The sequence below is a fragment of the Ferrovibrio sp. genome, from assembly GCF_046297595.1.
Lineage (GTDB): Bacteria > Pseudomonadota > Alphaproteobacteria > Ferrovibrionales > Ferrovibrionaceae > Ferrovibrio.
This window is the reverse complement of sequence record NZ_JBKBHT010000001.1, coordinates 803,810-826,205: the sequence shown is the minus strand read 5'-3', so window position 1 is coordinate 826,205 and position 22,396 is coordinate 803,810. Positions and strand designations below refer to the sequence as shown.

At 62.5% G+C, this 22,396-nt stretch carries 23 protein-coding genes; 14 read left to right on the top strand and 9 right to left on the bottom strand.

Going from position 1 to position 22,396, the window contains the following annotated elements:
• Positions 1-8: 8 nt before the first annotated feature.
• Genes ACK4FJ_RS04140 through ACK4FJ_RS04115 form a run of 6 tightly spaced genes read right to left on the bottom strand, consistent with a single transcriptional unit; the run spans position 9 to position 6,174 of the window.
• Positions 9-872 (bottom strand): MBL fold metallo-hydrolase, encoded by an 864-nt coding sequence (locus ACK4FJ_RS04140; protein WP_409764454.1) that lies wholly within the window; start codon positions 870-872, stop codon positions 9-11.
• Positions 873-886: 14 nt separating this feature from the next.
• On the bottom strand, positions 887-1,420 hold the full coding sequence (locus ACK4FJ_RS04135; protein WP_409764451.1) for a rhodanese-like domain-containing protein: 534 nt from the start codon (positions 1,418-1,420) through the stop codon (positions 887-889).
• Between the two features lie 16 nt (positions 1,421-1,436).
• Complete coding sequence (locus ACK4FJ_RS04130) at positions 1,437-1,751, bottom strand: ArsR/SmtB family transcription factor (protein ID WP_409764448.1); 315 nt, start codon at positions 1,749-1,751, stop codon at positions 1,437-1,439.
• A 13-nt stretch (positions 1,752-1,764) separates the two neighbouring features.
• Positions 1,765-4,962, bottom strand: a complete 3,198-nt coding sequence (locus tag ACK4FJ_RS04125) for an efflux RND transporter permease subunit (protein WP_409764445.1) — start codon at positions 4,960-4,962, stop codon at positions 1,765-1,767.
• Positions 4,959-5,957, bottom strand: coding sequence for an efflux RND transporter periplasmic adaptor subunit (locus ACK4FJ_RS04120; RefSeq protein ID WP_409764442.1), 999 nt, complete (start codon positions 5,955-5,957; stop codon positions 4,959-4,961). The genes ACK4FJ_RS04125 and ACK4FJ_RS04120 overlap by 4 nt, the downstream gene beginning before the upstream one ends.
• 13 nt (positions 5,958-5,970) lie before the next feature.
• On the bottom strand, positions 5,971-6,174 hold the full coding sequence (locus tag ACK4FJ_RS04115; protein WP_409764440.1) for a DUF2892 domain-containing protein: 204 nt from the start codon (positions 6,172-6,174) through the stop codon (positions 5,971-5,973).
• A 128-nt stretch (positions 6,175-6,302) separates the two neighbouring features.
• Here ACK4FJ_RS04115 and ACK4FJ_RS04110 point away from each other — a divergent pair, with 128 nt between their 5' ends.
• Together ACK4FJ_RS04110 and ACK4FJ_RS04105 are read left to right on the top strand one after the other, a co-directional pair.
• Positions 6,303-6,914 (top strand): SAM-dependent methyltransferase, encoded by a 612-nt coding sequence (locus ACK4FJ_RS04110; RefSeq protein ID WP_409764437.1) that lies wholly within the window; start codon positions 6,303-6,305, stop codon positions 6,912-6,914.
• Between the two features lie 49 nt (positions 6,915-6,963).
• The gene (locus tag ACK4FJ_RS04105) at positions 6,964-7,386 is read left to right on the top strand and encodes an OsmC family protein (protein ID WP_409764434.1); all 423 of its coding nucleotides are present in this window, start codon (positions 6,964-6,966) and stop codon (positions 7,384-7,386) included.
• On the opposite strand, the gene ACK4FJ_RS04100 is transcribed toward ACK4FJ_RS04105, so the two are convergent.
• Complete coding sequence (locus tag ACK4FJ_RS04100; protein ID WP_409764431.1) at positions 7,387-8,544, bottom strand: YbfB/YjiJ family MFS transporter; 1,158 nt, start codon at positions 8,542-8,544, stop codon at positions 7,387-7,389.
• Positions 8,545-8,653: 109 nt separating this feature from the next.
• Positions 8,654-9,454, bottom strand: a complete 801-nt coding sequence (locus ACK4FJ_RS04095; protein ID WP_409764428.1) for a hypothetical protein — start codon at positions 9,452-9,454, stop codon at positions 8,654-8,656.
• A 146-nt stretch (positions 9,455-9,600) separates the two neighbouring features.
• Here ACK4FJ_RS04095 and ACK4FJ_RS04090 point away from each other — a divergent pair, with 146 nt between their 5' ends.
• The 5 genes from ACK4FJ_RS04090 to ACK4FJ_RS04070 are packed head-to-tail and all read left to right on the top strand — an operon-like array spanning position 9,601 to position 13,419.
• The gene (locus tag ACK4FJ_RS04090) at positions 9,601-10,269 is read left to right on the top strand and encodes an RraA family protein (protein ID WP_409764425.1); all 669 of its coding nucleotides are present in this window, start codon (positions 9,601-9,603) and stop codon (positions 10,267-10,269) included.
• Complete coding sequence (locus tag ACK4FJ_RS04085) at positions 10,256-10,570, top strand: UxaA family hydrolase (protein WP_409764422.1); 315 nt, start codon at positions 10,256-10,258, stop codon at positions 10,568-10,570. The genes ACK4FJ_RS04090 and ACK4FJ_RS04085 overlap by 14 nt, the downstream gene beginning before the upstream one ends.
• Positions 10,567-11,775 (top strand): UxaA family hydrolase, encoded by a 1,209-nt coding sequence (locus ACK4FJ_RS04080; protein ID WP_409764419.1) that lies wholly within the window; start codon positions 10,567-10,569, stop codon positions 11,773-11,775. The genes ACK4FJ_RS04085 and ACK4FJ_RS04080 overlap by 4 nt, the downstream gene beginning before the upstream one ends.
• A 16-nt stretch (positions 11,776-11,791) precedes the next feature.
• Positions 11,792-12,541, top strand: coding sequence for an SDR family oxidoreductase (locus tag ACK4FJ_RS04075; protein WP_409764416.1), 750 nt, complete (start codon positions 11,792-11,794; stop codon positions 12,539-12,541).
• A gap of 29 nt (positions 12,542-12,570) precedes the next feature.
• A complete protein-coding gene (locus ACK4FJ_RS04070; protein WP_409764413.1) occupies positions 12,571-13,419 on the top strand; it encodes a fumarylacetoacetate hydrolase family protein in 849 nt (282 codons plus the stop codon).
• Positions 13,420-13,434: 15 nt separating this feature from the next.
• Here ACK4FJ_RS04070 and ACK4FJ_RS04065 read toward each other — a convergent pair whose 3' ends face one another.
• Positions 13,435-14,382 (bottom strand): sugar kinase, encoded by a 948-nt coding sequence (locus tag ACK4FJ_RS04065; RefSeq protein WP_409764410.1) that lies wholly within the window; start codon positions 14,380-14,382, stop codon positions 13,435-13,437.
• A 140-nt stretch (positions 14,383-14,522) separates the two neighbouring features.
• Between ACK4FJ_RS04065 and ACK4FJ_RS04060 the strand changes: the two genes are divergently transcribed.
• From ACK4FJ_RS04060 to ACK4FJ_RS04030, 7 genes are all read left to right on the top strand, one after another.
• Positions 14,523-15,230: a GntR family transcriptional regulator gene (locus tag ACK4FJ_RS04060; RefSeq protein WP_409764407.1), complete on the top strand. Its 708-nt coding sequence runs from the start codon at positions 14,523-14,525 to the stop codon at positions 15,228-15,230.
• Positions 15,223-16,122, top strand: a complete 900-nt coding sequence (locus ACK4FJ_RS04055) for a DMT family transporter (protein ID WP_409764404.1) — start codon at positions 15,223-15,225, stop codon at positions 16,120-16,122. The genes ACK4FJ_RS04060 and ACK4FJ_RS04055 overlap by 8 nt, the downstream gene beginning before the upstream one ends.
• Before the next feature lie 26 nt (positions 16,123-16,148).
• On the top strand, positions 16,149-17,933 hold the full coding sequence (locus tag ACK4FJ_RS04050) for an IlvD/Edd family dehydratase (protein ID WP_409764401.1): 1,785 nt from the start codon (positions 16,149-16,151) through the stop codon (positions 17,931-17,933).
• A gap of 190 nt (positions 17,934-18,123) precedes the next feature.
• Entirely contained in the window at positions 18,124-19,503 is a 1,380-nt protein-coding gene (locus ACK4FJ_RS04045; RefSeq protein ID WP_409764398.1) for an ABC transporter substrate-binding protein, read from the top strand.
• Between the two features lie 24 nt (positions 19,504-19,527).
• Complete coding sequence (locus tag ACK4FJ_RS04040) at positions 19,528-20,406, top strand: carbohydrate ABC transporter permease (protein WP_409764395.1); 879 nt, start codon at positions 19,528-19,530, stop codon at positions 20,404-20,406.
• Positions 20,403-21,239 carry a carbohydrate ABC transporter permease gene (locus tag ACK4FJ_RS04035; RefSeq protein ID WP_409764392.1) on the top strand — a complete coding sequence of 279 codons (837 nt, stop codon included), beginning with the start codon at positions 20,403-20,405 and terminating at the stop codon, positions 21,237-21,239. The genes ACK4FJ_RS04040 and ACK4FJ_RS04035 overlap by 4 nt, the downstream gene beginning before the upstream one ends.
• Before the next feature lie 38 nt (positions 21,240-21,277).
• Positions 21,278-22,351, top strand: coding sequence for an ABC transporter ATP-binding protein (locus ACK4FJ_RS04030; RefSeq protein WP_409764389.1), 1,074 nt, complete (start codon positions 21,278-21,280; stop codon positions 22,349-22,351).
• The last annotated feature ends 45 nt before the right edge of the window (positions 22,352-22,396 follow it).

Genomic DNA, 22,396 nt, shown 5'->3' with positions numbered 1-22,396 from the left:
CATGGGGATTACAATGCGTCGACCGGGAGCTTCAGATACCGCACGCCGTTGGCCTCGGCCGGAGGCATGTGCCCGGCGCGCATGTTGACCTGCACCGACGGCAGGATCAGGCGCGGCATATCCAGCGTGGCATCGCGTTTGGTGCGCATGGCCACGAATTCATCCTCGCCGATGCCATCGCGGACATGGATGTTGCGGGCACGCTCTTCCGCCACCGTGGTTTCCCAGCGGTATTCGTCGCGGCCCGGCGCCTTGTAGTCATGGCACATGAACAGGCGGGTTTCCGGCGGTAAAGCGAACAGCTTCTGGATCGAACGGTAAAGCTGGCGCGCATCGCCACCGGGAAAATCGCAGCGTGCTGTGCCGTAATCGGGCATGAACAGGGTATCGCCCACAAAAGCCGCATCGCCGATCACATACGCCATGCAGGCCGGCGTGTGGCCGGGCGTGTGAATGGCCCGGGCCTTGATGCTGCCGATGGTGAAAGTCTCGTTATCGGCGAACAGATGGTCGAACTGGCTGCCGTCGCGGGCGAATTCCGTGCCGGCATTGAATACCTTACCGAAGGTGTTCTGCACCACCGTGATGTTGAAGCCGATGCCCAGCTTGCCGCCCAGCTTCTGCTTCAGATGCGGCGCGGCGGACAGGTGATCGGCATGGACGTGGGTTTCAAGTATCCACTCGACCTTCAGCCCTTCACCCTGCACATAGGCGATCACCGCATCAGCCGAGTCCTTCTGCGTACGGCCGGAAGCGGGGTCGAAATCCAGCACCGAGTCGACAATAGCGCAGGTCTTGGTCGCGGGATCGACGACCACGTAGCTGACAGTGAATGTAGCTTCGTCAAAAAAGGCTTTCACGAGCGGTTGCATGACGTGACTCTCCACTAGGCGGAAGCGGACTGACGGTTCCATGGCATCAAAGCCAGCAGGCGTGCCATGCCACAGAAGCCGGTCAGGCCATCGAGCAGCAATCCGGCACCGACAAAACCGCTGAGGAAAATGAATTCCGGCGCGACACGCCATGCCATGATGGCGCTGGCCAATGCAAGGCTGCCGGCAATCAGATGCACCTGACGCTGCAACGACAGTGGCTTGGCCGGGGCGGTCTGCACCGGAAGGCCGGCGCGTTTCCACGCATTCAAACCGCCTTCCAGCACATAGACAGTGCGGAAACCCTTGGCCAGCAGGCGGCTGGCCGCCATCGTGGTGCGGGCGCCGCTGCGACAGGTGAACACCGCCGTCTGGCGGCGGCTGTCGGCGAAATCATGACGGTCGAGCGAGCCCAGCGGCACAAGCTGTGCACCTTCGATATGCTCGTGGGCGAATTCGCGCGGGCTGCGGATGTCGATCAGCACGACCTCTCCAGCCTGCATCTTCTGCTGCAGCTTGCGGGGATCGATCTTGCGCAGGGTCGTCATGCTCGGTCTCGCTTTTTCAGCAGGTCGGTTTGCAGAACTGCTCGTAAAGCAGTCGGATCAGCGGTTCGATGCGCGGATCGGCCAGGCGGTAATAGATGGTCTGGCCTTCGCGGCGGGTTTCCACCAGGCCGTCCTGCCGCAGGCGGTTGAGGTGCTGCGACAGGGCCGACTGGCTCAGGCCCACCACATCGGCAAGCGTGCCGACCGAGCGTTCGCCTTCCATCAGCTGGCATAGGGTCAGCAGGCGCTTCTCGTTGGCGATGTTGCGCAGGAAGTGGCTGGCCTGGGCGGCGCTGGCGGTCAGGCGGTCAAGATCGACGGGGGCTGGCATCGCGATGGGTTCCTTATGACTGCTGCGATTCGCCACGCAGCCACAGATAAATAGCCGGGATGACCAGAACGGTCAGCAGCGAGCTGGATGCCAGGCCGAACAGCATGCTCACCGCCAGGCCCTGGAAGATCGGGTCGGCCAGGATGAAGGCAGCGCCGATCATGGCCGCAGCGGCGGTCAGGAAAATCGGCTTGAAGCGGGTAGCGCCGGCATCCAGCAGCACCTGGCGCAGGGGCGCATCGCCCTGGCGGCGTTCGCGGATGAAATCGATCAGCAGGATCGAATTGCGCACCACGATGCCGGCGAGCGCGATGAAGCCGATCATCGATGTAGCGGTGAAGGCCGCGCCGGTCAGCCAGTGACCCAGCATGACGCCGATCATGGTGAGCGGCACCGGCACCAGCACCAGCAGGGGCAGTTTGAAACTGCGAAACTGCGCCACCACCAAAAGATAGATGCCGAGCAGGGCAACGATGAAGGCGCCACCCATGTCGCGGAAGGTGACATAGGTGACTTCCCATTCACCATCCCACAGCAGGCTGGTGACGGATTCATCCTTCGGCTGACCGGCATAGCGGATCGCCGGCTTGGGCAGGCTGCCCCAGTCATGGGTGTCGATGGCAGTCGCCACGGCCAGCATGCCATAGATCGGGGCCTCGTAGGCACCGGCCAGATCGGCAGTCACCATTTCGGCGTAATGGCCGTCGCGGCGATAGATCGGGAAGGAGGCCGGTTCGCGCTGGATGCGCACCACGTCGCCCAGTTCCACCAGCCGGCCATCGCGGGTCGGCACCGGTGTGGCGAGCAGTTTTTCGCTCAGGAAGTGTTCGCTGCGCGGCAGGCTCAGGCTGATTTCGATCGGGCTGATGCCATGGCCGCGGTGGGAATAGCCGATGCGGCGGCCGTTCAGCAGCGAAGACAAAGTCTCGTAAAGCTCGACTTCCTCGACGCGATGGAATTCGAGGTTTTCCTGGTCGACCAGGAAGCGTACGCGTTCGCTTTGAATGCCAAAGCTGTCGTCATCGTCGACGATGAAGTCGATCTTGCGGAACAGTTTGCGCACTTCCGCTGCCACGGCGCGGCGTGTTTCGGCATCGGGGCCGTAAATCTCGGCCAGCAGGGTGGCCATCACCGGCGGGCCGGGCGGCACTTCCACCACTTTCAGCGAACCACCCGGCGGCAGTTCAAGGCCGGCCAGGCGCTTGCGGATATCCAGCGCGATCTCGTGGCTGCTGCGGTCGCGTGCTGCCTTGGGCACCAGGTTGACCTGCAGGTCACCCTGCCAGGGCTGGCTGCGGAAAAAGTAATGCCGCACGAGGCCGTTGAAGTTGAACGGCGCCGCCGTGCCGGCCTGGCTCTGGATGTCTTTCAGTTCAGGCAGATCAGCCAGCCGTGCGACCGCCTCGGCCAGCAGGGTGTCGGTCTGCTCGAGGCTGCTGGAGCGCGGCAGGTCGAGCATCACCTGCATTTCCGACTTGTTGTCGAAAGGCAGCAGCTTCACGGTCACCGACTTGGTGTAGAACAGCACCAGCGACAGCATGGTGATCCCGCCGATGATCAGCACGAAATTGCGCGCCTGCCTTGGCGTGGTGAGAATGCGTTCGGCGACGCGCAGATACAGGCGGGCGAGGACGCCACCATGCTCGTCATGGGGCGCGGCATGGCCGCTGTCAGCCTTGTGGCCACCCAGTTTCAGCATCAGCCATGGGGTGACGGTGAAGGCGACGGCCAGGGAGAACAGCATGGCCGCCGAGGCATTAGCCGGGATCGGCGCCATATAGGGGCCCATCATGCCCGAGACGAACATCATCGGCAGCAGGGCCACGATGATGGTGAAGGTGGCGACGATGGTCGGGTTGCCCACCTCGGCCACTGCCTCAATGGCGGTGGTCAGGCGGTCGCGCAGGCTGTCCTTGTGCCAGTGGCGCACGATGTTCTCGATCACCACGATGGCATCGTCGACCAGGATACCGATGGAGAAGATCAGCGCGAACATGCTGACGCGGTTGATGGTGTAGCCCATCAGCCAGGCGGCGAAGAAAGTGAGCAGGATGGTGGCCGGGATCACCACCAGCACCACCAAGCCCTCGCGCCAACCCAGGAACACCGCCAGCAGGCCGACAATGGAAACCGAAGCCAGGATCAGGTGGAACAGCAGTTCGTCCGCCTTTTCGGCCGCCGTCTCACCGTAATTGCGGGTGATGGAAAGCTCGACGCCCTTGGGCAGGATGGTGGTCTTCAGGGTCTCGATCTGACGGATGATGTCGTCGGCGATCACTACGGCGTTACTACCGGCCTTTTTTGCAATGGCGACGCTGACGGCGGGAATACGTTCCATCTTGCCGTCTGCGCCACGCTGCCACGTCCAGGTATAATGGGTGACGGGCGCGCCATCGGCGGAGATGCGGGCGACGTCTTCCAGATAGACCGGTCGGCCATCCAGCGTGGTGACCAGCAGCAGATTGATATCCGGCCCGCCCTGCAGGGTCTGGCCGATGATAGCGGGCAGGGTGCCACCGCGATCCAGCAGAGGTTCGGCGCGGAAGGAGCGGTTGGCTCCGGTCAGCTTCTCGACCAGCTGGTTCAGCGAAACACCATAGAGCGAAAGCTTTTCCGGATCCGGTTCGATACGGATCTGGTCGGCGCGACCGCCGACGATGAAGGTCTTGCCGACATTCTCGATCTTCATCGCCTCGCGCGACAGGTTGGCGGCGATGTTGTACAGGCCGTTGTCGTTCAGGCGTGCCGGGTTGCCGGCCACCGGCGTCAGCGTCACGACCACGATGGGCACGTCGTTGATGCCGTGGCCAATGATCAGCGGCTCGGGGATGCCGACCGGGATGCGGTTGAGGTTGGCGCGCACTTCGCTGTGCACGCGCAGAAGGGCGCTGTCCTGCTCGAAGCCGGTCTTGAACCGCGCGGTGACCATCACGCGGTCGTCCTCGCTGTTCGAATAGATGTGGTCGACGCCGTCGATCGCCTTGATGATCTCTTCCAGCGGACGAGTGACGAGTTCGACGGCATCCTCGGCCTTCAGGCCGTCGGCGCTGACGACGATATCCACCATGGGGACGCTGATCTGCGGCTCTTCCTCGCGCGGCAGCACGGCCAGGGCCAGGCCGCCGATGGCCAGCGAAAAGATCAGGAAAAGTGGGGTGAGCGGCGATGCGATGAAGCTGCGCGCGATCGCACCGGACAGGCCGAGCTTCATGGCGTGACCAGGATATCGCCGGCCTTGAGGCCCGAGAGCACTTCAATGCCTTCCGGCAGGGTCTGGCCGGTCTGGACCACCACTTCGCTGCCATCCTTCAGACGCACCAGCGACACGCCGAAACGGTAGATCACGTATTCCGGCGGCACCAGGATGGCCTGGCGCTTGCCGGCGGCAACCCAGACGCGGGTGCGCTCGCCGACGAAGAAATCGCCCAGGCCTTGCGCGCTGACATCGGCGATCACGCGGCCACGGTCGAGCTGGGGGTAGACCAGAACGACCTTGCCTTCGCCAAGGCCCTGCTCTCCGGCACCCAGGCCGCGGGTGCCGACCAGCACCTTCTCGCCTGATTTGAGGAAGCGGGCATGGCGTTCGGGCAGCATCATGCGCAGCACGTAGCGGCCGACCGCGATCTCGGCGATCGGTTCGCCGGGCTGCACGACGGTGCCCGTGGTAACGAGCGTTTTCAGGATACGGCCGCTTTCCGGCGCCAGCACGGCGCCCTCGACGCCCTGCTGTTCGATCACGGCGCGCTCGGCCCGCAGCGCAGCGGCTTCGTTATTCGCAGCCTCGAAGGTTGCGCGGGCCTGATCAGCGCGGGCCTTGGTGCCGACGCCCTTCTGCAACAGGTCTTCGGCCCGCTTCAGTTCGATTTCGGCCAGTTGGCGCTGGGCCTGCGCGGCCTTGATGCGGGCGTCGATGGCATTGAGACGCGGTGTCAGCTTGGGATCGACCACCAGGGCCAGGTGCTGGCCGGTGGTGACGGCATCGCCCTCACGCACCTCCAGTTTGGCGATGGTGCCGCCGATGCGGCTGCGGGCCTGGGTGTTGTCGACGCTTTCGACGGTGGCGAACACCATCTTGCGGTCGACCACCTCGCGCGGCTCGACCGTGAAGTCGGCCGCCCGCGCCGGCAGGGCCGCCAGCAGCAGGCCGGCGGTCAGCGCGGCGGAGAAAACGGCCTTGCGGCGGTATGCGATCCCAAGCACCGACACCTGTCTGCTCCGCTTACTTGAAGGCGCAGCCGGGCTGGCGGCCGGCCAGCTTCAGGACCATCGCCAGCGGGCAGAAGCCGGTGAAGGCGGCCTGCAGCATGTTGGCGCCGACGAAGGCGGTCAGCCACAGCCAGTTCACGTTGTGATACTGCGACAGGGCCAGACTGGCGAGAATGACGATGCCGGCGAAGGCGAAAACCATGCGGTCGATGTTCATGACGGGCTCCGGGGTTTAACTAATTTAGTAATAGCTAATTTAGTAAATTCGAATATATATGTCAACGCAGCAGGTGGACATTTTCGCTCAGGTGTCTATCTCCGTGAAAGACAAGGGGAATTAAAACGATGGCGCAGGATTTCTGGGACAACCGCTTTTCGGGGCCGGATTACCTGTTCGGCACCGAACCGAACGCCTTCCTGGCCAGCCAGGCCTTCCGCCTGCCCGCGAAAGGACGCGCCCTGGCCGTCGCCGACGGGGAGGGGCGGAATGGCGTCTGGCTGGCCCGGCAGGGGCTGCAGGTTCATGCCATCGATTTCTCCGGTGTGGCCCTGGAAAAGGCCCGGCGGCTGGCGGCGAGCCAGGGCGTGGCACTGGAAACCGAGCAGGCCGATCTGTCTCAATGGGACTGGCCGGAAGCGGTTTACGACGTGGTGGCCGCGATCTTCATCCAGTTCGCCAATCCTGACCTGCGCGCGCGCATCTTTGCCGGCATTCATCAGGCCCTGAAACCGGGCGGATTGTTACTTTTGCAAGGCTATCGGCCCGAGCAACTGAACTATCGCACCGGTGGCCCGTCGCAAGTGGAAAACCTGTATACCCGGGATCTGCTTGAGCAGGCATTCAACGACTGGGAGGTCTTGCATCTGGCCTCGCATGACAGTGTTATCCAAGAAGGCCGTGGCCACGATGGCATGTCGGCACTGATCGATCTGGTGGCACGCAAGCCAGTCAGGTGATTGGCGTGGCGTCGCATTTTTCTTCATCAAGCCAGCAGGACAATCTGACATGAGCACAGCAGCAAAGGCCCGTGAGGTTTCGGTCGGTGAAAGCGGCCTTGGTCCTTATGGACAGATCATTGTGGCCGGCCGGCACGTGATGGCGGCGGATGAAGCGGAAAGTCTTGGCGGCCGCGATACCGGCCCGGATCCATATGAGCTTGTGATGTCGGGCCTGGGCGCCTGCACGGCGATGACGATGCGCATGTATGCCGAACGCAAGCAATGGCCGCTGGCACGCAGTTCGGTGCAGGTGCGGCACAGCAAGATCACAGGCAGCGACGGCAAGCCGCTTGACCGCTTCGAGCGCGTGATCACACTGGAAGGCGATCTGAGCGAGGAACAGCGTCAGCGCCTGCTGGAGATTGCCAATAAATGCCCGGTGCATCAGACGCTGACGCGTGGCTCCGAGGTGCTGACGTCGCTGGCCTGATCAATCGATGGCGGGTTTCTGGCGCGCCGTCGCCGCGAGCAGCATGGCGATGAACAATCCGGCCGCGCCGAGGGCGAAGAGTAGATTGTATGAGCCGGTGTGGTCGAACAGATAAGAGAAGGCGTAACCGACAGCGGCGGATGAGAGCGCGAAACCGCCAGTGAGCCAACCCCAGACCTGGCGGTGCGCGGCGAAACCAACCAGTTCGGCGACGCGACCCGAGGCCAATGCCGAAATGCCGGGCGTGAAGGCGCCCACGGTGATGGCCGAAACGGCCAATGCCACCGGATGCGTGCTGAACAACGGGATGGAAACGGCGGCGGACTTGACCAGCAGCACGCTGACGATGCTGCGATAGAAGCCGAAACGCTCGGCGATCAATCCGGCCAGCAGCGGACCGCATAACGCGCCGATGCCGAAGAACACCCAGAACAGTCCGCCGGCCGCGACGCCGCGACCCAGGCCACGCGCGATATAGTCGGCCCAGAATACGGTATGCGGCACGAAGCCGGCGGAATCGATGGTATAGGCCGCCAGCAGCAGCGCGACCGGCAGGGTAAAGTTGCGCGGTGCCGCACCGGTCTGTGCCGGCATGGCCACCGGCTCGATGCCCCATTGCCGCCAGGTCAGTGCCGCCAGCATCAGGGTGAGCAGGCCTAGGCCCAGCCATATCGGCATCGGCCCATGGATGGCCAGCGCCGGCACCAACGTGCCTGAAGCGATCACGCCGATGCCGACCCCGGTAAAGACGATGCCATTGCTACGCGCCCGATGCGTGGCCGGCGCGCGTGCCAACATCAGTGGCACGGCGGCCACCATCAGGATGCCGCCGGTGAAACCAGCCAGGAAACGCCATGGCGCGAACCAGGCAAAACCCCAGGGCAGGGCGCAGGCCAGCAGGCTCAGGCCCGTCAGAACCATGGCGCAGCGGGTGAGCACCGCCACAGGCATCAGCCGTGCGAGCGAGGCGGCCAGCAGGCTGCCGCCGACATAGCCGGCCAGATTGGTGGCGCCCAGATAGGCCGCATCAGCGGCGCTGAGCCAGTCGCGTTCGATCAGAACGGGGATCAGCGGCGTATAACCGAAGCGCGCGAAGCCGATGCCGACCAGAAGCGCACAAAGCCCGGCCAGGGCGCCGTGCCAGACAGGATTGATCATGGAAACTGTGGGCAATAAGAACGGGCCGGCATGTTAACCCGATGCCGGCCCGCCGACGACGGTTGTCGCCATATCATTTGGCGATGGCTCTTATGCGTTTTCGTCTTGGCTATTTGCCCAGCAGGCCCTTCAGCTTTTCGGCCGCGCCGCCAGCCGCGCCACCTGCGGCACCGCCGATGGCGCCGGTTGGGTCCTTCAGCAGATTGCCGAGTTGCTTTTGCAATTCGCCGGTGGCGACACGGGATGCCTGGGCACTGATCGTGCCGAGAACCTTTTCAGCCACCTCGGCCGGGGTGGCACCATTGCTGCCCTTGCCGATATCCTTCAATTGGATGGTGGGCAGGCTGGCTGAGATGGCGCGGCCCTGTAATGCCGCATGGCTGGCGGCGATTTTGCCATCGCGGATCACCAGGTTCTCAATGATCACCTTGCGCTCGGGCTGCTTGCTGGCGGACCCGCCGCCGGATGCCGCCCCGGGCTTCGGTTCGGTCTGGCCGCCGCCAAACTTGGCCGCATAGGCCTGCACGTTCTTCTGGATGGTCTCCAGATTGCCGCCGCCGCTGGCATATTCATAACTGATCGACGGCTGGATGATCTGCACGTCCTTGATGATGATCGGGTTGGATTGCAGGCTGCCGATATCCAGCGTCACGCGGATATCGCCCAGGGAGATCGCTTCCGGCCCGCTGAAGCCCTTGGGGTTGCTGACCACCAGGCCGCTCAGGCTGCCGCTGCCGGATGTGGGTTTGAGTTCGACCGATTTGAGTGTCACGCGCGTCTGGGTCGCTTCCGAACCATACCGTTCGATCACGGCCTTCACGAGGCTGTCGAGATTGGAGGCGAAGTAATAGGCCGCGCCAGCGATGGCGAGCACGACGATGGCCAGGGCCAGTGCGATTTTTTTGATCATGGCTGTGTCCTTCCCGTTATCCCTCACCTGCCGGCTTCATTATCTGCCCGCCGGGCAGGGGGCAGCAACCGCTATGTCCGGCGACTAGCCAGGGCGGGGGAATCTGGCTAAAGTCTGTCCAACTGATATATCAGATGGGAGAGACAATGCCCGGGACGAGGCTGCTCGACGATCCGCTGGCTGACCGCCTGGGCCGTTGTTATGCCTCGGCGGTGCATGACGTGCTGCGCAGCCAGGGGCACGACAATTGTGTGCTGCCGCCGGAAATCCGCCCGCTCAATCCATCGCAGACACTGGCCGGCCGTATCTGGACGGTCAGCGGCCATATCGACCGTACCAAATCCGCCCACGAGACCCTGCTGGAATGGACCGGTGTTTTGTCCAAGGCCCCCCCGGGCCAGGTGGTGGTCTGCCAGCCGCATAACCATGAGATCGCGCTGATGGGCGAATTGTCAGCCTCGGCGCTGCAGCTCAAGGGCGTGCGCGGCTATATCGTCGATGGCGGTTGTCGCGATGCTGCGATGGTGGAGCAGATCGGTTTTCCGGTCTGGTGCAGTTTCTTCACGCCATCCGATATCGTTGCGCGCTGGGTACCCGATTTCTTCGGCACGCCAATTTCCATCGGAAGCGTGACGATATCCACCGGCGATTACGTGATTGCCGACCGCGATGGCGTGGTGGTGGTCCCTGCCGCGATGGCCGAGGCAGTGATCGCCCGCACCGAAGAGGTGATGGGCACCGAAGGCGAAGTACGTCGGAATATCATGGCCGGCATGGATCCGCAGGAGGCGTATCTGAAATATGGCAAGTTCTGATCCGGCAACCGACCCGCGCCTGCTGGTGCTGGCGCCGGGCGACAATATCGCGGTGGCGCGGCTGGAAATCCCGGCCGAGACGGAACTGCAGGTCGCGGGACGCAAGGTGCGGCTGCAGCGGGCCCTGGGCTTCGGCCACAAGATCGCGGTGCGCGATATTGCCGCCGGCGAGAAGATTGTGAAATACGGCGCGCCGATCGGACGCGCGACGGCGGATATTGCGCTGGGCGACTATGTGCACAATCACAATGTCGCCAGCGATTACATGCCCAATACGGTGGCGGTGGAGGCTGCTCCATGAACGATGTGACGATGCGTGGATGGCGGCGTGCCGATGGCCGCAAGGGCATTCGCAATTATGTGGCGGTGGCCTATCTGGTGGAATGTGCCCATCACGTGGTGAAGGAGATCGCCTGGCCTTACCGCGAGCAGGGCGCTCATGTGATCGGCTTCCCAGGCTGCTATCCCAATGCCTATGCCCTGAAGATGATGCAGCGCCTGTGTACGCACCCCAATGTGGGCGCCGTGCTGCTGGTGTCGCTGGGCTGCGAGGGTTTCAACAAGAAACTGCTGGAGCGCACGATCAGGGAGAGCGGGCGCCCGGTCGAGCTGCTGGCGATCCAGGAAAACGGCGGTACGCGGGCGACCATCGACAAGGGCCGCGCCTGGGTGGAAGCGCGGTTGAAGGAATTGGCGGCACAGCCGACCGAACCTATGGATGTTTCCGAACTGGTGGTCGGCACCATCTGCGGCGGTTCGGATGCCACCTCTGGTCTGACAGCCAATCCTGCCATGGGCCGGGCTTTCGATTTCCTGGTGCAGGAAAAAGCCGCGGCAATCTTCGAGGAAACCGGCGAGCTGATCGGCATGGAAGACTGGATGGCTGAACGCGCCGTCACGCCGGAGCTGGGCCGGGAACTGAAAGCCTGTGTCGCCAAGGCGGCCCGCTATTACGAGACGCTGGGCTATCCCAGTTTCGCGCCGGGCAATGCCGATGGTGGGCTGACAACCATCGAGGAGAAATCGCTGGGCGCCTATGCCAAGAGCGGCGCCTCACCGATCAGCGGCATCATCAAACCGGGCGATATTCCGCCGCGCGGCGGGCTGTATCTGCTGGATGTCGTTCCCGATGGCGAGGTGCGGTTCGGCTTTCCCAATATCAGCGACAACGCCGAGATTGCCGAACTGATCGCCTGCGGCTCGCATGTGATCCTGTTCTCCACTGGGCGAGGTTCGGTGGTGGGGTCGGCGCTGGCGCCGGTGATCAAGGTCTGCGCCAATCCACGTACTTACGCGCGTATGGCCGACGACATGGATGTGAATGCCGGCCGAATCCTGGAAGGGCAGGCCGACCTTGACACGGTCGGGCGCGAGATTTTCGACCTGATCAAGCGGGTCGGCGCCGGCGAGATGACCCGGTCGGAAGGTCTTGGGCACCAGGAATTCATCCTCACCTACAAGAGTTTTGAACCGATCGGCCCGGCCTGCCTGCCGGCGGTCGCTTAAAGCAGCAGGAGACAGCATGCGTCTGGAAGGCAAGACGGCGGTGGTGACCGCAGCCGCGCAGGGTATCGGTCGTGCTTCGGCCATCGCATTCGCACGCGAGGGAGCAAAGGTAATCGCCACCGATCTGAATGAAGCCAAGCTGAAGGAGCTTGGCAGCCTGCCGAATATCCGCACGCGCAGACTTGACGTGATGGATCCGGCTGCCATTGCAGCGTTCGCCGCCGAAGTCGGGGCCGTGGACATCCTATTTAACTGCGCCGGCTTCGTGCATCACGGCACGATCCTTGAGACAGAAGAGAAAGATTGGGATTTTTCCTTCGACCTCAATGTGCGGGCGATGTACCGCCTAGCCCGGGCGCTGCTGCCGGCGATGATCGAGCGCGGCAAGGGCGGATCCATCGTCAACATGTCCTCGGCCTGCTCCTCCGTGAAAGGTGCGCCGAACCGCTTCGTCTACGGCACCACGAAAGCCGCCGTGATTGGTCTGACCAAATCGCTGGCCATCGATTTCATCAAGCAGGGCATCCGCGCCAATGCGATCTGCCCGGGAACGATCCAGACGCCTTCGTTGGACGACCGTATCGCTGCGCAGGCCGCGGCCGTGGGTGGCGTCGAGCAGGCCCGCGCCGGCTTCGTGGCGCGCCAGCCACTCGGCCGCCTTGGCAGTGCCGAGGAGATCGCTGCGCTGGCGGTATATCTCGCATCTGATGAATCCGCCTTCACCACAGGCACCATCCACGTCATCGACGGTGGCTGGTCGATCTGATTCCTAGCTGACATTCAGGGAGACTGACGATGAAACTGTTGCGCTACGGCCCGACGGGCCAGGAAAAGCCGGGCCTGCTCGATGCATCGGGTACCATCCGCGATCTCTCCACCGTGGTGCCGGATATTGCCGGCAGCACACTGACCCCGGCTGGACTGGCCAAGCTGAAATCGCTCGATCCCATGGCTTTGCCAGCGGTGCCGGGCAATCCGCGCCTGGGCCCCTGCGTCAACCGGGTCGGCAAGTTCATCTGCATCGGCCTGAATTATTCCGATCATGCTGCCGAGACCGGTGCGACCGTGCCGCCCGAGCCGATCATCTTCATGAAGGCGACCTCGGCGATCACCGGACCGAATGACGACGTGATCATTCCGAAGAATTCGCAGAAGACTGACTGGGAAGTGGAACTCGGCGTGGTGATCGGCAGCGAAGCGCGCTATGTCAGCGAGGCCGACGCCATGAAGCATGTCGCCGGCTATTGCGTGATCAACGACGTCTCGGAACGCGCCTTCCAGACCGAGCGTCATGGCCAATGGACCAAGGGCAAGAGCGCCGATAGTTTCGGGCCTATCGGTCCGTGGCTGGTCACCGCTGATGAGGTGCCTGATCCGCAGGACCTGGCCATGTTCTGCGACGTGAATGGCAAGCGTTTCCAGAACGGGTCGACCAAGACCATGGTCTATGGGGTGCGTTATCTGGTGAGTTACTTAAGCCAGTTCATGTCGCTGCAGCCGGGCGATATCATCTCCACCGGTACACCGCCGGGCGTCGGTATGGGACAGAAGCCGCCAGTCTATCTGAAGGATGGCGACACCATCCATCTTGGCATTGCGGGGCTGGGTGAACAGCGCCAGACGGCGCGGAGTTATCGCGCCTGAACCAACTGCGCCGGATCAGAATGGTTCCGGCGCGGCGCGGCCAACCGAGCGGAAGTAGGCTTCGACGGCAGTGCGGCGCGGAATCGGCGCCACCGCGCCGTAGCCGATGGTGGTGAGTGCGGCCGCTGCATTGGCATAGCTGGCGGCATCCAATGCACTGGCGCCGCGCACCAGTTCGGCCAGGAAGGCGCCATCGAAGCAATCGCCGGCGCCGGTGGCGTCCAGCGTCAGCACACGATGGCCGGGCAGTCGCCAACGACCGTCCGAATTGGCGATCAGCACGCCGTCGGCGCCGCATTTCAGCACCACCAGCGGAACGCCCATGGCGCGGTAGTAATCGAGGATTGTCACCGGTTCGCTCAAGCCGCTTAGGGCCGTCGCATCCTCCAGGCTGGGCAGGGCGATATCCGAAAGCTTCAATGCGGCATGGATGGCTTCGCGCGCGGTTTCCAGCGGCCAGAGCTTCAGGCGCAGGTTGGTGTCGAAGGATACCTGCCGGCCGGCCTTGCGCATGCGCGCGATCGCCGCCATCGCCGTATCGCGCATGCTGGTGCTGACCGCCAGCGTGATGCCCGATACATGTAATATCCTGGTGGCTTCCAGCGCGTCGCCGGGCAGGTCGGCGGGGGTCATCCGGCTGGCCGCCGAGTCCCTGCGGTAATACGTGAAGGTATGGCCGCGCTCGCTATGGGTGACGAAGTAGATTGCCGTAGCGGCATCCTCGCGGCGGCCGACAGTGCTGGTGTCCACGCCCTCCTGGCGCCACAGATCGAGCAGCAGATCGCCGAAGGGGTCGCGGCCCAGCAGGGTGCAGTAGCCGGCATGGGCGCCCTGGCGGGCCGCGGCAATCGCGCAGTTCGAGGTATCGCCACCAAAGCCGCGCAGATACTGGTCGCTGTTTGTCCCGGCGGTCTGGTTGAATTCCACCATGGCTTCGCCGAGACAGAGAATATCGCATCCCATAATCGCAACAGCCTCCTGTCCGGTCCTTCCTAGCCGAGACTGGCCGCGCGAGCAAGCCAACTGACATATCAGATATTATCTTGAGGCTGCCGGGGCCCGCTGCTACGGTGCTGGAAAGGCAGGAAAAAGGTCAGGCCGTCATGGCAAAGAACAGTGCGGTTCGCTCCACCCGGCTGGAGCGCCCGAAATCCCTCACCGAGTTGGTGAAGGACCACGTCCGCAACCGGATCACCAATGGCGAACTGATGCTCGGCGAGGCGCTGTCGGAAAATGTGCTGGCCGCCCAGCTCGGTATTTCCAAGACGCCGGTACGCGAGGCCCTGCTGCAGCTCAAGCTGGAGGGACTGGTCGACATCCAGCCGCAACGCGGCAGTTTCGTTTTTTCGCTGGAACCCGACGAAGCGGCCGAGATGTGCCAGTATCGCGTCATCCTGGAAAGTGCGGCCCTGCGCGATGCGCTAACCAATGACGAGGCTGGGCTGGTCGATGCGCTGGAGCAGAATGTCAAGCGCATGGCCAAGGCCATTGCAGATGGCGACATTCCTGCCTATCGCCGACTGGATACCGAATATCATCGTCATATTCTGGCCCGCGCCAACAACCGCTTCCTGACGCTGGCGCATCAGCAGCTCGAAATGAAGATCCAGGCTTTGCGTGCCAGCGTCACATCGAAAGAGCGCACGGTGGGCGACTCGCTTGCCGAACACCAGAATATCGTGAAACTGCTCAAAGCCCGCGAGCGGACCAAGGCCTTGAACCTGCTCGGCGTGCATATCCGCGCGGCCTCCCGCGATTATCAGATCATCCTGCAGGAACAGGCGCGTGGCCGGGAGCGCAAGAGTGGCTGAACGCAGCATGGCCGATGCCGCGCCTATACAACAGGAGGCCGGCCATTGGCGCGGTATCCTGTTCATGTTGCTGGGCACCGCGCTGTTCACCTTCAACGATGCGCTGGGCAAATGGATGGTGGCCAGCGTGGCCGTTGGCCAGTTGCTGTTCATCCGTTCCGCTGCCGCATTGGCGATCCTGCTGCCGATGGTCCACCGCGCCGGCTGGCGCCAGGTCTTTTTACTGGAACAGCCCGGCCGGCACGCCATTCGCCTGGCATTGATCGTGGCGGAAGTGGCGTGCTTCTACCTCGCCGTGCGGCATCTGCCGTTGGCCGATGTGATGGCGGTGTATCAGGCTACGCCGCTGATCGTCACTGTGCTGGCCATCCCATTGCTGGGCGAGACCGTCGGCTGGTGGCGCGGCATCGCCGTGGCGGTGGGCTTCGGTGGCGTTCTGCTGGTGCTGCAGCCGCAGGCGGGTGTCTTCACGGCGCCGGCGTTGATCGCGCTGGCCGGCAGCCTGGCCTATGCCCTGATGATGATCGCCACGCGCAAGCTGCGCTCGACCGGCGCGTTGTCGCTGATCGTCTATCACACGCTGGCCGTTGGCGCGGCGGGGCTGCTGACCCTGCCCTGGGGCTGGTCGCCGGTAGGCATGCTGGATATTGCCTATCTGGCATTGATCGGGGTGGTGGCGACGCTGGCGCATATGAGCATGAACCAAGCCCTGCGGCTGGCGCCCGCCGCCGTGGTGGTACCCTATACCTATACCTCGCTGCTCTGGGCGATCCTGCTCGGCTGGCTGTTCTTCGCCGACCTGCCGACCATGCCGATGCTTGTCGGTGCCGGCATCATCGTCGCCAGCGGCCTGTTTGTTCTGCATCGCGAGCGGCTGGTCAGGCCAGCCTAGCGATACCGCGTTGAGGGAGTGAAGCAATGACCGAGAAGAAGAAAAAAACGCTGCGCAGCCGGGAATGGTTCGACAACCCGCATGATCCCGGCATGACGGCACTGTATCTGGAACGCTACCTCAATTTCGGCCTGACGCTGGCCGAACTGCGTGGCGGCAAGCCGATCATCGGCATTGCCCAGTCGGGCAGCGACCTGTCGCCATGCAACCGCCACCATATCGAGCTGGCCAAGCGTGTGCGCGATGGCATTCGCGATGCCGGCGGCATTCCTTTCGAGTTTCCAACCCATCCGATTCAGGAAACCGGCAAGCGCCCGACGGCGGCGCTGGACCGCAACCTGCTTTATCTCGGCCTGGCGGAACTGCTCTATTCCTATCCGCTTGATGGTGTGGTGCTCACTACCGGTTGCGACAAGACGACGCCGGGCATGCTGATGGCCGCTGCCACGGTGGACATCCCAGCCATCGTGCTGTCGGGCGGACCGATGCTGGATGGCTGGTATAAGGGCCAGTTGGCCGGTTCGGGCACGGTGATCTGGTATGCGCGTCAGGAGCTGGCTGCCGGCCGCATCAATTACGACGAGTTCCTGGCCATGGTGGCTTCTTCCGCGCCCAGCCCGGGCCATTGCAACACCATGGGCACGGCGCTTTCCATGAACAGCATGGCCGAGGCCCTGGGCATGTCGCTGCCAGGCTGCGCTTCTATCCCGGCGCCGTACCGCGAACGCGCCCAGATGGCCTACGAGACCGGCCGGCGTGCGGTGGAAATCGTGCATGAGGACCTGCGACCCTCTAAGATCATGACGCGCAAGGCCTTCGAGAATGCCATCGTGGCGGCCAGCGCGCTGGGCGCCTCCACCAACTGCCCGCCGCATCTGAATGCCATCGCCCGGCATATGGGCGTGGAATTGGATGTGAAGGACTGGGACAAGGTGGGCTATCACATCCCGCTGCTGGTGAACTGCATGCCCGCAGGCGCGCATCTGGGTGAGGGTTTCCACCGCGCCGGTGGTGTGCCTGTGGTGATGCGCGAGCTGCTGGAAGCCGGCAAGCTGCATGCCGATGTCATCACGGTGAATGGCCGCACCATGGGCGAGAACGTGAAGGATGCGGTCTGCGAGGATCGCGACGTGATCCGGCCGTACGCCCAGCCGCTGCTGCCTGAGGCCGGTTTCGCCGTGTTGTCGGGTACGTTGTTCGATTCGGCGGTAATGAAAACTTCAGTGATCTCGGCAGAATTCCGCCGCCAATACTTGGAACGACCGGGTGATCCCGATGCTTTTGAGGGTACCGCCATCGTGTTCGAAGGGCCGGAGGATTATCACGCCCGGATCAATGATCCAGCCCTGCCGATCGACGAAAACAGTATCCTGGTGATCCGCAATACCGGCCCTGTTGGCTATCCGGGTGCGGCGGAAGTGGTGAACATGCTGCCGCCGGATCGTCTGGTGAAGCAGGGCATCAACCTGTTGCCCTGCATCGGCGATGGCCGCCAGAGCGGCACTTCGGCCAGTCCGTCGATCCTCAATGCCTCGCCTGAGGCTGCGGTCGGCGGTGGACTCGCGCTGCTGAAGACGGGGGATCGAATCCGCATCGACCTGGCCAAGCGTAAAGCGGATATCATGATCTCCAGTGAAGAACTGGAGAAAAGGCGTAAGGCCTGGAAGTCCCCGCAACTGGTGAACCAGACGCCATGGCAGGAATTGCAGCGCCGCTATGTCGGACAATTGTCCACAGGCGGTTGCCTGGATTTTGCCACGGGATATCAGCGTATTGCCGAAACTTTTGGTGTGCCGCGGCATAATCACTGAACAGGCACGCAAGCAGCGCATGTATCGCTGAGCAACAAGTACGCGTCAGCTCTAAGTCGAAGGAATCAGGGCTTGGCAGGCGATTTTGTGCTGGCTAGACTGATATATGAGATGCTACGAAGGTGTGCCACGTCGCATTGAAAACCGACACAAAAAACCCACAACGGGTCAGGCAGGGAGGAATAAAAAAATGCGTAAGTCAGCCATGCGTAAAACCGCGGGGTGGGTAGTCGCCGCCGCCGTACTGGCCGGTGCCACACCGGCACTGGCGCAGGAAAAACTCACCATCTGGTTCAACAAGGGGTTTTATCCCGCCGAGGATACCGCGCTGAACGCGGTGATCGAGCGTTTCCAGCAGAAGACCGGTGTGAAGGTCGAACTCAGCCTGTTCGGCGTGGAAGACATAATCACCAAATCGGTGTCGGCCGTCGAAGCCAAGTCGCCGCCCGATGCCGCTTTTGGCTGGACCTTCGATTTCCGCACGGCCGGCAAGTGGGCCTATGAAGGCAAGTTGGAGGATCTCTCCGACATCATCACGCCGAACAAGGATAAGTTCCTGCCTGGCGTGCTGGACACTGCCTTCCTGCAGGGACCGGGCGGCAAGCGCGCCTATTACGGCATGCCAATCTATCAGCAGACCATGCACGCCAATTACTGGAAAGACATGGTCGAGGATGCCGGTTTCAAGGAAAGCGACATTCCGAAGGATTGGAAGGGCTACTGGTCCTTCTGGTGCGACAAGGTGCAGCCGGCTTTGCGTGCCAAGGGCAAGCGCGTCTACGGTATCGGACATCCCTCCTCGGTGGAAGCTTCCGACACCTTCTTCAGCTTCCTGTCTTACGTGAATGCGTATGACGCCTCGCCGGTCGACAAGGACGGCAAGCTGCTGATCAACGATCCGAAGGTCAAGGCCGGCATGGTTGCCGCGCTGAAGGACTACACGGATATCGTGATCAAGGGCTGCACGCCGCCCGGTTCGCTGTCGTGGAAGGATGTCGACAACAACGTGGCCTTCCATAACAAGACCACCCCGATGACGCATAACGCGACCATCTCGCTGCCCGGCAAACACATGGACGACATGATGAATGCCAAGGAGGAGAAGGATCGTGCGCAGGCCAAGGTCAATTACTACGACCTGATCCGCACCACCAACTGGCCCGCCAAGCCCGATGGCAAGCCGTTGCCCAACCTGGTGTCGATCAAGCTGGCCGTGGTGTTCGCCGATGCGCCGAACAAGAAGCGGGGCAAGGAGTTCCTCGCCTTCCTGTCCCAGCCCGAGAACCTGATCCCGTATACGGAAGGCTCGCTCGGCCGCTGGTTCCCGGTGACCAAGGAAGCGGCGGAACGCCCCTTCTGGCAGGAAGATCAGCATCGCAAGAACGTCTACCAGCAGTTCGTGAAGCAGCCCACCGTGCCGTTCCAGTTCGTCTATAACTACAAGTTCACCACGGTGAATGCAGAGAATGTCTGGGGTCGCGCGATGTCGCGGGTGGTGCAGGACAAGGTTTCGCCCGAGCAGGCTGTGGACGAGATGTTCGCCCGCATCAAGCAGCTCGTCGAAGGCTGACGTTGTAAGTAGCGGCTGATCGTCGTGGTTGCAGTTACCGACGTGCAAGCCGGGGAAAAGGCCCCAGGCCGCCTCTCGCAAGAGGCAACCTGGGGTCTGATTTTCCTGGTCCCCTATATTGTTCTGTTCCTCGCGCTGGTGATCTATCCGGTGGGCTACGGCCTTATCCTGGGCAGTAATCCAAAAAGTTTTCTGCGTCTGTGGGACGATCCGATTTTCCTGCGCACCATCGTCAATACGGCGGTGTTTCTTGGTGTGGCGGTGAACCTGAAGTTGTTTTTGGCGCTGCTGCTGTCGGGTTTCTTTGTGCATGAGCAACGCTGGATCCGCTGGCTCAGTGTGATCTTCATCCTGCCCTGGGCGATTCCCTCTATTCCTACCATCCTGTCCTTCCGCTGGATGCTGAATGCGGAATGGGGGATGATCAATTCGCTGATTTTCCGTTTCACGCTGGAAGACGGACCTAACTGGCTGCTCGACCGTTGGAGCGGTCTGGCCATGATCTGTGTGGTCCACATCTGGAAATACCTGCCGTTCTGGACGCTGATCATGCTGGCCGGCCGGCTGGCGATCCCGAAAGACCTCTATGAATCCGCCGATGTGGACGGGGCCAGCGGGTTGCAGAAGTTCCGTTATGTCACCTTCCCCAGCATGCGGAATCTCTACATCACCTGTACCCTCCTCTCGACTATCATGAGCCTGGGCGACTTCAACTCGATCTATCTGCTCACTGGCGGCGGCCCGGCCGATGCGACCCAGACCCTTGCGACCTTGGGCATTCGCTATGCCTTCGGCATGTCGGAGGTCGAGGTCGGTGTTTCAACCGTCGTCGTGGCGCTGCCTGTCATGTTGCCGCTGCTGATCCTCATGCTGCGCCGTATGAAAAAGGGCGAGCAGCCATGAGGAAGATATTGAACGAAGGGCGGCTTGCCCTGGTTGGCGTTTTGATTCTGGTCTGGACCCTGATCCCGATCTACCACCTGTTCGTCATGTCGATCACGCCTCGGGTGGAAACCTTCGCAGGCGCTATCTGGCCGTCTCGACCGACGTTGGAAAACTACGAAACAGTGGTGGAGCAGGGTCACTATTATCTGGAGCATTTCTGGCAGCAATTGTGGAATAGCGCTTTCGTCGCCGTGATGGTCTGCCTCATCACGCTGGCGATCTCTGCAACTGCCACTTTCGCCATCAGCCGGCTGAGGGTGCGGGGCGGGCGGCTGGTTTCCAACATGGCGTTGGCGACCTACCTGATCCCGCCGGCTTTCCTGGCCATCCCGATGTACAAGGTGATGGGCATATACGGCCTGCTGAACACGCAATGGTCGCTGATTTTTACCATGGTGACCTTCGCCTCGCCTTATGCGATCTGGGTGCTGAAGCAATATGCCGACAAGCTGCCCTACGAGCTGGATGAAGCCGCGCGCATCGACGGTGCAAGTCCGCTGCAGATTTTCCGCCTGATCTATCTGCCGCTCATGGCGCCATCATTGGTGGCGATCGGCACATATGCATTACTGCTGGCCTGGAACGAGTATCTCTATGCCTTCCTGCTGCTGTCGGCGGATAAGGAGATCACTCTGGCCGTGGCTTTGGGGCATTTCCTCACCACCGACGATGCGCCATTCAATGTGCTGATGGCGACAGGTGCTGTTTATGCCCTGCCTCCAGCGGCTATCTATTATGCATTCCGGCGCTACATGGTCTCCGGACTCACTGCGGGGGCAGTGAAGTCGTAAACAGGGCAACGATAAGAAAGAGTGACAGGGAGTTCGAGATGGCGAGTGTGAGTGTGGAGGCCGTGCGCAAGCGCTATGGCGCGCTGGAAGTGATCCACGGCATCGATATCGCGATTCCGGACGGCGAGTTCGTCGTTCTGGTCGGCCCGTCAGGCTGCGGTAAGTCGACCCTGCTGCGCATGATCGCGGGACTGGAAGAAATATCGGGCGGCTCCATCCGGATCGGTGACCGCGTGGTCAACCACGTGCCGTCAAAGGATCGCGACATCGCCATGGTGTTCCAGAATTACGCGCTGTATCCGCATATGACGGTGCGCGAGAATATGGGCTTCTCGCTGAAGCTGCGCAAAGCCGAGCAAAATGTGATCGCCGAGCGGGTGCAGCGTGCTGCCGAGATTCTCAGCCTGACCGAACTTCTTGACCGCTATCCGAAGCAGCTGTCCGGCGGCCAGCGCCAGCGCGTCGCCATGGGTCGTGCCATTGTGCGCAATCCGCAGGTCTTTCTGTTCGACGAGCCGCTGAGCAACTTGGATGCCAAGCTGCGTGTGCAGATGCGCACCGAGATCAAGGCTCTGCACCAGCAGCTTCGCACCACGTCGATCTATGTGACCCATGACCAGATCGAGGCCATGACCATGGCTGACCGCATCGTGGTGATGCATGACGGTATCGTGGAGCAGATCGGCACACCACTGGAGCTTTACGATACGCCGGCCAACCTGTTCGTGGCAGGGTTCATCGGGTCGCCGGCGATCAACCTGATCTGTGGGGTTCTGCGCCGCGACGGCGGCCGTTCCTGGGTGGCGACCGAGGCAGGGATCGACCTGCCGCTGGATGGCGCCGCGGCGGGCCATGACGGTCAGCCCGTGGTCTATGGTTTTCGGCCGGAACATCTGACGCCGGTGAATGGCAGCGGCCTGCCTACGCGGGTGGAGGTGGTGGAGCCGACCGGCGCCAACACCTTTGTCTATGCCGAACTGGGCGGGGCGCAAATCTGCGGGGTATTCAGCGAGCGGCGTGGTTTCACAGCGGGCGAGACGCTGCATATGGTGCCGCAGCTCGATCGTGTGCATCTGTTCGATGCTGCCAGCGGCCGCCGGCTGGTGGCCTGATCTGGCTGCGTCTGGCCGATGGCAGACATCGGCAGATGATCGGAA

Coding starts and splice junctions, on each gene's coding strand:
- ACK4FJ_RS04140 (WP_409764454.1), bottom strand. CDS start 872: ATGCAACCGCTCGTGAAAGCCTTTTTTGACGAAGCTACATTCACTGTC.
- ACK4FJ_RS04135 (WP_409764451.1), bottom strand. CDS start 1,420: ATGACGACCCTGCGCAAGATCGATCCCCGCAAGCTGCAGCAGAAGATG.
- ACK4FJ_RS04130 (WP_409764448.1), bottom strand. CDS start 1,751: ATGCCAGCCCCCGTCGATCTTGACCGCCTGACCGCCAGCGCCGCCCAG.
- ACK4FJ_RS04125 (WP_409764445.1), bottom strand. CDS start 4,962: ATGAAGCTCGGCCTGTCCGGTGCGATCGCGCGCAGCTTCATCGCATCG.
- ACK4FJ_RS04115 (WP_409764440.1), bottom strand. CDS start 6,174: ATGAACATCGACCGCATGGTTTTCGCCTTCGCCGGCATCGTCATTCTC.
- ACK4FJ_RS04110 (WP_409764437.1), top strand. CDS start 6,303: ATGGCGCAGGATTTCTGGGACAACCGCTTTTCGGGGCCGGATTACCTG.
- ACK4FJ_RS04105 (WP_409764434.1), top strand. CDS start 6,964: ATGAGCACAGCAGCAAAGGCCCGTGAGGTTTCGGTCGGTGAAAGCGGC.
- ACK4FJ_RS04100 (WP_409764431.1), bottom strand. CDS start 8,544: ATGATCAATCCTGTCTGGCACGGCGCCCTGGCCGGGCTTTGTGCGCTT.
- ACK4FJ_RS04095 (WP_409764428.1), bottom strand. CDS start 9,454: ATGATCAAAAAAATCGCACTGGCCCTGGCCATCGTCGTGCTCGCCATC.
- ACK4FJ_RS04090 (WP_409764425.1), top strand. CDS start 9,601: ATGCCCGGGACGAGGCTGCTCGACGATCCGCTGGCTGACCGCCTGGGC.
- ACK4FJ_RS04085 (WP_409764422.1), top strand. CDS start 10,256: ATGGCAAGTTCTGATCCGGCAACCGACCCGCGCCTGCTGGTGCTGGCG.
- ACK4FJ_RS04080 (WP_409764419.1), top strand. CDS start 10,567: ATGAACGATGTGACGATGCGTGGATGGCGGCGTGCCGATGGCCGCAAG.
- ACK4FJ_RS04075 (WP_409764416.1), top strand. CDS start 11,792: ATGCGTCTGGAAGGCAAGACGGCGGTGGTGACCGCAGCCGCGCAGGGT.
- ACK4FJ_RS04070 (WP_409764413.1), top strand. CDS start 12,571: ATGAAACTGTTGCGCTACGGCCCGACGGGCCAGGAAAAGCCGGGCCTG.
- ACK4FJ_RS04065 (WP_409764410.1), bottom strand. CDS start 14,382: ATGGGATGCGATATTCTCTGTCTCGGCGAAGCCATGGTGGAATTCAAC.
- ACK4FJ_RS04060 (WP_409764407.1), top strand. CDS start 14,523: ATGGCAAAGAACAGTGCGGTTCGCTCCACCCGGCTGGAGCGCCCGAAA.
- ACK4FJ_RS04050 (WP_409764401.1), top strand. CDS start 16,149: ATGACCGAGAAGAAGAAAAAAACGCTGCGCAGCCGGGAATGGTTCGAC.
- ACK4FJ_RS04045 (WP_409764398.1), top strand. CDS start 18,124: ATGCGTAAGTCAGCCATGCGTAAAACCGCGGGGTGGGTAGTCGCCGCC.
- ACK4FJ_RS04035 (WP_409764392.1), top strand. CDS start 20,403: ATGAGGAAGATATTGAACGAAGGGCGGCTTGCCCTGGTTGGCGTTTTG.
- ACK4FJ_RS04030 (WP_409764389.1), top strand. CDS start 21,278: ATGGCGAGTGTGAGTGTGGAGGCCGTGCGCAAGCGCTATGGCGCGCTG.